Here is a 10,505-nt window from a genome sequence, read left to right as displayed (position 1 = left end):
CCATGCCGCCGCCCGTCGTGGGCCCCGCCGTCGGGTTCGTGCCGCCCATCATGCCGCCGCCCGAGCCCGACGGGACCGACCACGCGTACGCCGCCGGACCCGCGACCGAGGCCACCACGGCCGCCGCCACCGACGCGGTCAGCAGTCGCAGCCGGTGCCCGGAGGCCGTGCGGAAGACGAGCAGGCCCGCGACGGCCGCCGCCATCACGAGGGCGATCGCCGGCCACAGCCAGCTGTTCCAGCCGGACGCGCGGCGCAGCAGGACGATCGCCCAGAGCCCGGTGACGCCGAGGGCGACGGGCAGCACCCACGCCCAGCGCCGGTCGGTGCGGAAGGCGCGCAGCAGCATCACGCCGCCGCCCCCGCTCAGCGCCGCGATGCCCGGGGCGAGGGCGGTCGTGTAGTAGGGGTGCATGGTGCCCTCGGCCATGCTGAAGGTCAGGTAGTGCAGGACGGTCCAGCCGCCCCAGAGGACGAGCGCGGCCCGGGTGAGGTCGGTGCGCGGGGCGCGGCCGCGCAGGACGAGCCCGCCGACGAGGGCGATGGCGGAGAAGGGGAGCAGCCAGGAGATCTGGCCGCCGAGCACGTCGTTGAACATCCGGCCGATCCCGGCGGTCCCGGAGAAGCCGCCGCCTGCGCCCGTGCCCCCGCCGCCCATGTTGCCGTCGCCGCCGAAGACCCGGCCCAGGCCGTTGTAGCCGAGGATCAGGTCCCAGGCGGTGCCGTCCGTCGAGCCGCCGATGTACGGGCGCTCGGACGCGGGCACGAGGGAGACGGCCGCGGGCCACCAGAAGCTGGAGACGGCGAGGGCGACGGCGGCGGCCAGCAGGTTCCGTACCCGCTTGGCGAGGCCGTGCGGCGCCGCGTACAGGTACACGGCGAACACGGCGGGCAGCGCGATGTAGCCCTGGAGCATCTTGGTGTTGAAGGCGAGGCCGAAGCAGACCGCCGAGCCGATCAGGGGGAGCAGCCTGCCGCCGTGCACGGCGCGCAGCGCGAGGGCGGCGCCCGCGACCATCAGCAGGACGAGGAGGGTGTCGGGGTTGTTGTCCCGGTTGATCGCGACGGTGATCGGGGTCAGCGCGAGGACCAGCGCGGCGATCGCCGCCGCGCCGTGGCCCCAGACCCGCTTCACGCTGGAGTGCAGGATCCAGATCGTGCCGAGGGCCGCCGCGACCAGCGGCAGCATCATCTGCCAGGTGCCGAAGCCGAGGACCCGGCAGGACAGGCCCATCACCATCAGGACGAAGGGCGGCTTGTCCACGGTCAGGAAGTTCCCGGCGTCCAGCGATCCGAAGAACCACGCCTTCCAGCTCTCGGTGCCGCTGAGGACGGCAGCGCTGTAGAAGCTGTTCAGGCCGGACGCGGACAGGTTCCACGAGTACAGCCCGGCCGCGAGCGCCAGGATCGCGAGCAGCACGGGCAGCGACCAGCGGGGCGCGGGGGCCGCGGTGCGTGGTGTGGGGGGTGCGGTAGCTGAGGAGGTCACGCCAGCACCGTGCACGTCCCGGGTGGGTAAGGGCTGTGCCGGACCTGGGTGCCGCCTGTGGACGGCGCCGATTGTTGCGGCGGGATGAAATCGGCGGCCCGCCGTGTTGGCCCTTCGGCAGATCAGGACGAGTGGACCAGGACGAGCGGAGGCGGCGCGCAGTGGCGCAGGAACGGGGCTGGGCGAGGAGACTCGCGGGGTACGCGTGGCGCTACCCCAAGGACGTCGTGCTCGCCCTCGGGGCCTCGCTCGGCGGCATGGCCGTCATGGCGCTGGTCCCGCTGATCACCAAGGTGATCATCGACGACGTGGTCGGCGACCACACCCGCTCGATGGGCACCTGGGCGGGCCTGCTGATCGGCTCCGCCGTGATCGTCTACGTCCTCACGTTCGTGCGCCGCTACTACGGCGGCCGGCTCGCGCTCGACGTCCAGCACGACCTGCGCACCGAGATGTACGGGACGATCACGCGCCTCGACGGACGGCGTCAGGACGAGCTGTCCACGGGCCAGGTCGTCGGGCGCGCCACCAGCGACCTCCAGCTCATCCAGGGCCTGCTGTTCATGCTGCCGATGACGATCGGGAACCTGCTGCTGTTCCTGATCTCCCTCGTGATCATGGCCTGGCTGTCGCTGCCGCTGACCCTGGTCGCGCTGGCCGTGGCCCCCGCGCTGTGGTTCATCGCCAAGCGCAGCCGCTCCCGGTTGCACCCCGCGACCTGGTACGCGCAGGCGCAGGCCGCCGCGGTCGCCGGGGTCGTCGACGGCGCGGTCAGCGGCGTCCGCGTCGTCAAGGGCTTCGGGCAGGAGGAGCAGGAGACCGGGAAGCTGCGCGAGGTCGGGCGGCGGCTGTTCGCCGGGCGGCTGCGCACGATCCGGATGAACGCGAAGTTCACCCCGGCGCTCCAGGCGGTGCCCGCGCTGGGCCAGGTCGCGATGCTGGCGCTCGGCGGCTGGCTGGCCGTGCGCGGCCAGGTCACGCTCGGCACCTTCGTCGCCTTCTCCTCCTACCTCGCGCAGCTCGTCGGCCCGGTCCGCATGCTCGCCGTCGTCCTCACCGTCGGCCAGCAGGCCCGCGCGGGCGTCGAGCGCGTCCTGGAGCTCATCGACACCGAGCCGTCCCTCGAGGACGGGCACAAGGAGCTGCCCGCCGACGCCCCGGCCACCGTCGAGTTCGACGACGTGTCCTTCGGGTACGCGGGCGCCGACCGGACGGTCCTCGACGGGCTGTCCTTCGAGATCCGGGCCGGTGAGACGCTCGCCGTCGTCGGCTCGTCCGGCTCCGGCAAGTCCACGGTCTCGCTGCTGCTGCCCCGCTTCTACGACGTCTCGCACGGCGCCGTCCTGGTCGGCGGCCACGACGTGCGCGAACTGACCCAGTCCTCGCTGCGCGCCGCGATCGGCCTCGTGCCCGAGGACTCGTTCCTCTTCTCCGACACGGTGCGCGCCAACATCGCCTACGGGGCGCCGGACGCCACCGACGAGCAGATCGAGGCGGCGGCGCGCACGGCGCAGGCCGACCGGTTCATCGCGGAGCTGCCCGAGGGCTACGACACCAAGGTCGGCGAGCACGGGCTGACCCTCTCCGGCGGCCAGCGGCAGCGCGTCGCGCTCGCCCGCGCGATCCTCGCGGACCCGCGCCTGCTCGTCCTCGACGACGCCACGTCCGCCGTCGACGCCCGCGTCGAGCACGAGATCCACGAGGCGCTCGGCCGGGTCATGGCGGGCCGCACCACGCTGCTGATCGCGCACCGCCGCTCCACGCTCGGCCTCGCCGACCGGATCGCCGTGCTCGACGGCGGCCGGCTCGCCGCGATCGGCACGCACGAGGAGCTGGAGGCCGGCTCCCCGCTCTACCGCCGGCTGCTGACCGACCCCGACGAGCTGGGCGGCGTCTCGCCCGGCCACGTCACCGCGCACCCCGGCGACGAGCCCGAGGACACCTCCGTACGCGCGGAGCTGGACGCCGAGTACGACGCCGAGCGGGGCGTCACCCCCAGGCTGTGGACGGGCGACCGGGAGCCCCGGGACGCGGCGCTCGCCGGGATGCCCGCGACCCCCGAGCTGCTCACGCAGGTCGAGGCGCTGCCCCCGGCCCTCGACACCCCGGACGTCGACGAGAGCCGGGCCGTCACGGCCGAGGACAGCTACGGGCTGCGCCGGCTGCTGCGCGGCTTCGGCCGCCCCCTGCTGATCAGCCTCGGGCTCGTCGCGGTCGACGCGGGCGTCGGCCTCCTGCTGCCCGTCCTGATCCGGCACGGCATCGACGAGGGCGTCACCCGAGCGGCGCTCGGCGCGGTCTGGGCGGCGTCCGCGCTCGGCCTGGTCGCCGTGCTCGTGCAGTGGGCCGCGCAGATCGGCGAGACCCGGATGACGGGCCGCACCGGCGAGCGGGTCCTGTACGCGCTGCGCCTGAAGATCTTCGCGCAGCTCCAGCGGCTCGGCCTCGACTACTACGAGCGCGAGCTGACCGGCCGGATCATGACGCGGATGACGACCGACGTGGACGCCCTGTCGACGTTCCTGCAGACCGGCCTCGTCACCGCGTTCGTCTCCGTCGTCACGTTCTTCGGCATCATGGGCGCGCTGCTCGTCATCGACGTCCAGCTGGCCCTGGTCGTGTTCGCGACGCTGCCGCCGCTGATCGTCGGCACGTTCTTCTTCCGCCGCGCGAGCGTGAAGGCGTACGAACTGGCCCGCGAGCGGGTCTCCGTGGTCAACGCGGACCTCCAGGAGTCGGTGTCCGGTCTGCGGATCGTGCAGGCCTTCCGGCGCGAGCAGGACGGCGTGCGGCGCTACGCGGAGGGCAGCGCGAGCTACCGCGCGGCCCGCATCCGCGGCCAGCTGCTGATCTCCGTCTACTTCCCGTTCGTGCAGCTGCTGTCCTCGGTGGCCGCGGCGGCCGTCCTGATCGTCGGCGCGCACCGGGTCGACGCGGCCACGCTCACCACCGGCGCGCTCGTCGCGTACCTGCTCTACATCGACCTGTTCTTCGCGCCGGTCCAGCAGCTCTCCCAGGTCTTCGACGGCTACCAGCAGGCGACCGTGTCGCTCGGCCGCATCCAGGAGCTGCTGCGCGAGCCGACCTCCACGAAGGCGGCGCGGGAGCCGCTCGAGGTCCTTTCGCTGCGCGGCGAGATCGCCTTCGAGGACGTCGACTTCGCGTACGGCGGACCGGCCGAGGAGGAGACGGCCCTGCGTGACGTGGCGCTGCGCATCCCCGCCGGTCAGACCGTCGCGTTCGTCGGCGAGACCGGTGCGGGCAAGTCGACGCTGGTCAAGCTCGTCGCCCGGTTCTACGACCCGACCGCGGGCCGGGTCACCGTCGACGGCACCGACCTGCGCGACCTGGACCTGGCCTCGTACCGGCACCGGCTCGGCGTCGTCCCGCAGGAGGCCTACCTCTTCCCCGGCACGGTCCGCGACGCCATCGCCTACGGGCGGCCCGACGCGAGCGACGCCGACGTGGAGGCGGCGGCCCGCGCGGTCGGCGCGCACGAGATGATCGCGACGCTGGAGGGCGGCTACCTGCACGAGGTCGCCGAGCGCGGCCGGAACCTGTCGGCCGGTCAGCGCCAGCTGATCGCGCTGGCCCGCGCCGAGCTCGTCGACCCCGACGTGCTGCTGCTCGACGAGGCGACGGCCGCCCTCGACCTGGCCACCGAGGCACAGGTCAACCACGCCACCGACCGGCTCGCGGGCCGGCGCACGACGCTCGTCGTGGCGCACCGGCTGACGACGGCGGCGCGCGCCGACCGCGTCGTCGTGATGGACGGCGGCCGCGTCGCCGAGGACGGCACCCACGAGGAACTGCTGCGCCTGGACGGCCGGTACGCCCGGCTGTGGCGCACGTTCATCGGTCAGGGCGCCGAGGAGCCGGGGCAGGCCGCGGTCGGCACGGCGCCCTGACCGGCGCCCGCGGACCGGCCGGGCGCAACCGCCGCCCCGGTGTGCCGCGTCCGTACATCAGTACGCTGGTGCCGGTGCGACGGGAGGGGCCGCGGTGGGCAGAGGTGAGAAAGACGGCATAGGGGGCGTCCGGGGGCCGCGACCGCGCCGCCGGCTCATGGGCGCCCTGTCCGCGCTGGCCGGGGCCGCGCTGCTGCTGGTGGGCGGGCCGTTCGCGGGCAGCGCCCAGGCGGCCGGGCTGTGCGGCGGGCACCAGGTGCGCACCCTGTCGTTCAGCACGGGCAAGACCGTCGTCTACCGCAACCGCGACTACGTCTGCGCCGTGACGATCGCCAGGAAGAGCGGCACCCGGCAGACCATGTCCGCCGGGGTCCAGGCGCGCGGCAGCCGGGCCGTCGTCGACTCGGGCCGCTTCACGCACCACGCCGGGCCGGTCACCGTGCACGCCGGTCACCGCTGCGTCCGCATCACGGGACGCGTGGGGAGCAAAACGGTGAAATCCGGCTGGATTCTGTGCTGAAGCCGCACCGGGTACGAACCTGAGCGAACACCAAGTACCCCTGGTGGTGCAGAAGTTGCTCCGATAGTTTCCGGGGCGCATCTGTGAATCTCCAGGGAGGGTGCATGCGCACAACGCTCAGATGGCTGCTGTCGCTCGTGGTGCTGATCGGCACCGTGAGCGCGGCCGGGATATCGACGGCGACGGCCGCCGAAGGGTCCCGGGCCGCCGCCACCGACATCAAGGACCGGCTCCTCGCCGTACCCGGCATGAGCCTCATCGAGGAGAAGCCGTACGACGGCTACCGCTACTTCGTCCTCAACTACACCCAGCCGGTCGACCACCGGCACCCGAAGGCCGGCACCTTCCAGCAGCGCATCACCGTGCTGCACAAGGACGTCAGCCGCCCGACCGTCATGTTCACCAGCGGCTACAACGTGTCGACGACCCCGTCGCGCAGTGAGCCCACCCGGATCGTCGACGGCAACCAGGTCTCCGTGGAGTACCGCTTCTTCACGCCGTCCCGGCCCCAGCCCGCGGACTGGTCCAAGCTGAACATCTGGCAGGCCGCCAGCGACCAGCACCGCATCTTCGAGGCCCTCAAGCCGGTCTACGACCAGAACTGGCTGACCACCGGCGGTTCGAAGGGCGGCATGACCGCCACGTACTACGAGCGCTTCTACCCGCGCGACATGGACGGCGTCGTCGCCTACGTCGCCCCGAACGACGTCGTGAACAAGGAGGACTCGGCCTACGACGCGTTCCTGGCGAAGGTCGGGCCGAAGGAGTGCCGGGTCGCGCTCCAGAAGGTGCAGCGCGAGACGCTGGTGCGCCGCACCGCCCTGGAGAAGAAGTACAAGGAGTACCTCGCGGCGAACAACTACACGGTGAAGACCGTCGGTTCGCTGGACAAGGCCTACGAGGCGACCGTGCTCGACCTCGTGTGGGGCTTCTGGCAGTACCAGCCCGAGTCCGCGTGCGCCGATGTGCCGGACGCCGCGACCGTCTCCGACGACGACCTGTTCGCCTACGTCGACGAGGTCGGCGGCTGGTCCTCCTACGCGGACCAGGGGCTGACCCAGTACACGCCGTACTACTACCAGGCCGGCACCCAGCTCGGCTCGCCCGACATCAGCCAGCCCTGGCTCGGCGACCTGTCCCGCTACGGCTACCAGCCGCCGCGGAACTTCGTGCCGCGCGACATCCCGATGAAGTTCCAGCCGTCCACGATGCGGGACGTCGACACCTGGGTGCGCCACCACGCCACCCGCATGCTCTACGTCTACGGCGACAACGACCCGTGGGGCGCCGAGCCGTTCCGCCTCGGCAAGGGCGCGCGCGACTCCTACGTGCTGCACGCCCCGCACGCCAACCACGGCGCCAACGTCGCGGCGCTGAAGGACGGCGACAAGGCGCTCGCCACCGCGCGGATCCTCGACTGGGCCGGACTGTCCGGCTCCACGGCGAAGGCCCCGCACGACGCGCAGCTCGACCGTTCCGACACGCACCGCCAGCGGACGCTGCGCCCGTAGCGCACCGCTTCCGGTCCGTGCGGCGGGGCGTGCACCACCGCGCCCCGCCGCACGGCGTCTCACGGCCGCAACCGCTGCGCGCAGCCCACCGGGACCGTGCCGCCCAGCGACACGTACAGGGCCGTCGAGTCCGGGCACCGCGCGCGCGAGGTGACCGCCTTCGTCACCCGGTACTGCGGGGGCTCCTCGCCGGATCCGTCGCACGGCGTCTCGCGCACCTGGCCCGATCCGGCCGCGCGCACGCAGTCGCCGACGACGGTGCGCGGACCGCCGCCGCCTCCCGGGTCCCCGGGGTGCGGGTCCTCCAGATTGCGCATGCAGGCGTAGCCCTCGGCGACGGCACCGGCGCCGTTCCCGCCCGCCGACGGACGGTTCTCGCTGATGTGCAGCACGAAGTCGGTGGGGGCCGGGCAGGCCGGTCCGTCCGCCGAAGCGCCCTCGAAGCGGGCGAGGACCTTGGCGATCGCCCGCTCGCTGCGGCACGGCACCTCGTCGAACGCCTTCAGCCCGCGCGAACTGCACTCGCCGACCGCCAGGAACACCGCCCCGTAGCCCGCGGGGGAGCGCGCCGGATCCGGCGCCGCCGAGTCCTCCGAGCCGCCCCCGCCTCCCAGGACGCCCTGGCATCCGCTCAGCGCGAGCGCCAGCAACGGCACCGCGCACACCACCTTGACCGTGCGCTGAAACATGGCAATCCCCCCGATATGCCCGTCCAGCGTGACGCGCAGAGGCGGCGGCACGCCAGGTGTCCAGGGGGCTTTGCGCCAGTTGGCGGGGGGACGCGGCTGCCGCGGCGTACGCACGGTACGGCCGCGGCAGTAGGGCCCCGCCCGCCACTGTCGGTGGCGCGGTCGGTACCTCGGCGGGTCAGTACCGCAGGCCGTACCTGATCGGGAAGAGCTCCTTCTCCGGGTCGTCGGCCCGCTGCACCGGCACCGGCAGCCGGCCCTGCGGCTCGGCGGCGCCCGTCAGGACGCGCACCGCGGCCCGCAGTTCGACGTCGATCCACGAGTACGCCGCCACGTGGGCGCCGGACGCGGGCAGCTGGGCGACGTCGTAGGGGTTGCGCAGGGACAGGGTGACCACCGGGACGCCGGTCGCCGCGACCGCGTTCACCAGCTTCTGCTGGGCGCTGCCCGCGGTCACGTTGTACGTGCCGATGAGCACCGCGTCCTGGCCCGGCACGGCGGCGACGGCCTGGTCGATCGCGGCCTGGCTGGGCGCCGTGCCGGTCGGCAGGACCGTGGCCGTGAAGCCGAGTTCGGTGAGGGCGGCGCCCAGCACGGTGGTCGGCGGGCCGTCGCTGAGCGAGGGTGAGGCCGGGTCCGCGCCGAGCACGAGGACCTTCTTGTGGGTGCGCCGGTTCAGCGGCAGCAGCCGGTCCTTGTTGACCAGGACCGTCGTCGTGCGCTCGGCGATCCGGTCGGCGGCGGCCAGATGCCGGTGCGTGCCGACGGTGCGGTCCACGGCGCTCTGCGACACGTACGGCTTGTCGAACAGCCCCAGCTTCGCCTTCAGCCGCAGGATGCGCAGGATCGACGTGTCGAGCCGCTCCTCGGTCAGCTCTCCGCCGCGCACCGCGTCGAGCACGGCGTGCCAGGCGACGGACAGGTTCGGCGGGTTGAGCAGCTGGTCCACTCCGGCCTTCAGCGCGAGCACGGGCACCCGCTCGTCGCCGTACTTCGTGCGGACGCCCTCCATGCCCAGCGAGTCGGTCACCACGACCCCGTCGTAGCCGAGCTCCTCGCGCAGGATGCCGGTGAGGATCGGGTGCGACAGCGTCGCCGGGTCCTCGGCCGGGTCGAGCGCGGGGACGACGATGTGCGCCGTCATGATCGAGTCGATGCCGGCCGCGATGGCCGCCACGAACGGCGGCTTGTCCAGCGTGTTCCACTGCTCGCGCGTGTGGTGGATGTACGGCAGTTTCGCGTGCGAGTCGTCGACCGTGTCGCCGTGGCCGGGGAAGTGCTTGGCCGTCGAGGCGATGTGGGCCGACTGGTAGCCCTTGACCTGCGCGGCGACCATCCCCGCGACGGCCTTGGGGTCGGCCCCGAAGGAGCGGACGCCGATCACCGGGTTCGCCGGGTTGATGTTGACGTCGGCGTCGGGCGCGTAGTCCTGCCGGATGCCGACCGCGCGCAGTTCGGCGCCGCCGATCTGGCCGGCCGTACGGGCGTCGGCCCGGGAGCCGCCCGCGCCGAGCGCCATCGCCCCGGGCAGCAGGGTGGCCGGCTTGCCGACCCGGGCCACGATGCCGTGCTCCTGGTCCGTCGAGATCAGCAGCGGCACCCGGGAGTCCTGGCGCAGTCCGGCCGCCTGGATGCCGTTGCTCAGACCGGCGATCTGGTGCGGGTCGCGGGTGTTGTGCGCCCAGGCGAAGTAGATGATCCCGCCGAGCTTGTACGTGTCGATCAGCTCGGCGGCCGTGCGGACGCCGATCTCCTCGAGGTTCGCGTCGATGTCGGCCTGGTCGGGGTCCGTGGCCGAGTGCCCGTACACCCGCATCACGAAGAGCTGGCCGACCTTCTCCTCCAGGGACATCCCGGAGATGATCTTCTTCAGGGCCTTGTCGGAACGGGCCCGGCCTGCGGTGGACGCCTGGGCGGGGGCGGCGCTCAGGCCTGCGGCGGCGACGCCTGCGGTCGCGGTGGCGGCGGCGATCAGCGTACGTCTGGAGAGCTGGGGCACGTGCGCTCCTTCCGGAGGGAGGGGCGGTCTGAAGGAAACTTCCGCGCGAAACGAATATCGGGAAAGTTTCTGCCAGTCAAGGGACTTGGCGGGGAGTCGGCGGCTTGTCCGCCGATACGTCGAGGGGCCGTCACCGGCGCTGTCGGAGGGGCGCGCCGGTGACGGCGGGCTGCCGGCCGCGTCGTGCGGCGGAGAGGGTGGTCGGCGTTCGCTGCCGGCAGCGAGGCCGACACCGCACTGCGGAGACTCACCGGCAGCGTGCCGTTCTGACGGGCGGGGCGGTGGCCGGGTTCCCGAGTGCCGGGCGATTCACGGAAGTTGGTGCGGGGGTGGCACGTGTTCCGTGCCGGGTGCGGGTTCGGTGGGGGCTGGTCGCGCAGTTCCCCGCG

Annotated in this window: 6 protein-coding genes; 3 read left to right on the top strand and 3 right to left on the bottom strand. The window is 73.1% G+C overall.

The genetic code is table 11. The features are described from left to right. The coding region (locus GTW43_RS31840; RefSeq protein ID WP_343246179.1) for a glycosyltransferase family 39 protein at positions 1-1,489 on the bottom strand (1,489 nt) is incomplete at its 3' end. A 161-nt stretch (positions 1,490-1,650) separates the two neighbouring features. On the opposite strand from GTW43_RS31840, the gene GTW43_RS31835 reads away from it, so the two are divergent. The 3 genes from GTW43_RS31835 to GTW43_RS31825 all read left to right on the top strand — a co-directional run bounded on the left by GTW43_RS31835 (position 1,651) and on the right by GTW43_RS31825 (position 7,428). After that, entirely contained in the window at positions 1,651-5,397 is a 3,747-nt protein-coding gene (locus GTW43_RS31835) for an ABC transporter ATP-binding protein (protein WP_161305438.1), read from the top strand. A 157-nt stretch (positions 5,398-5,554) separates the two neighbouring features. Beyond that, positions 5,555-5,917 carry a hypothetical protein gene (locus tag GTW43_RS31830; RefSeq protein WP_161305437.1) on the top strand — a complete coding sequence of 121 codons (363 nt, stop codon included), beginning with the start codon at positions 5,555-5,557 and terminating at the stop codon, positions 5,915-5,917. A 104-nt stretch (positions 5,918-6,021) separates the two neighbouring features. Further along, positions 6,022-7,428: a S28 family serine protease gene (locus GTW43_RS31825; protein ID WP_161305436.1), complete on the top strand. Its 1,407-nt coding sequence runs from the start codon at positions 6,022-6,024 to the stop codon at positions 7,426-7,428. 59 nt (positions 7,429-7,487) lie between these two features. Here the strand turns inward: GTW43_RS31825 and GTW43_RS31820 are convergent, their stop codons facing one another. Both GTW43_RS31820 and GTW43_RS31815 read right to left on the bottom strand, forming a co-directional pair. Next, positions 7,488-8,117 carry a hypothetical protein gene (locus GTW43_RS31820; RefSeq protein ID WP_161305435.1) on the bottom strand — a complete coding sequence of 210 codons (630 nt, stop codon included), beginning with the start codon at positions 8,115-8,117 and terminating at the stop codon, positions 7,488-7,490. Positions 8,118-8,295: 178 nt separating this feature from the next. Then, positions 8,296-10,116, bottom strand: coding sequence for a glycoside hydrolase family 3 protein (locus GTW43_RS31815; RefSeq protein ID WP_161305434.1), 1,821 nt, complete (start codon positions 10,114-10,116; stop codon positions 8,296-8,298). Positions 10,117-10,505 lie beyond the last annotated feature (389 nt).

Origin of the sequence: Streptomyces sp. SID5785 (assembly GCF_009870065.1) — a bacterium.
Lineage (GTDB): Bacteria > Actinomycetota > Actinomycetes > Streptomycetales > Streptomycetaceae > Streptomyces.
Note: the sequence above shows the minus strand (reverse complement) of the source record. Positions and strands in the feature narration are given on the sequence as shown.

Excerpts from the sequence above, each read along its gene's own strand:
- GTW43_RS31825 (WP_161305436.1), top strand. The coding sequence starts at position 6,022 with ATGCGCACAACGCTCAGATGGCTGCTGTCGCTCGTGGTGCTGATCGGC.
- GTW43_RS31820 (WP_161305435.1), bottom strand. The coding sequence starts at position 8,117 with ATGTTTCAGCGCACGGTCAAGGTGGTGTGCGCGGTGCCGTTGCTGGCG.
- GTW43_RS31830 (WP_161305437.1), top strand. The coding sequence starts at position 5,555 with ATGGGCGCCCTGTCCGCGCTGGCCGGGGCCGCGCTGCTGCTGGTGGGC.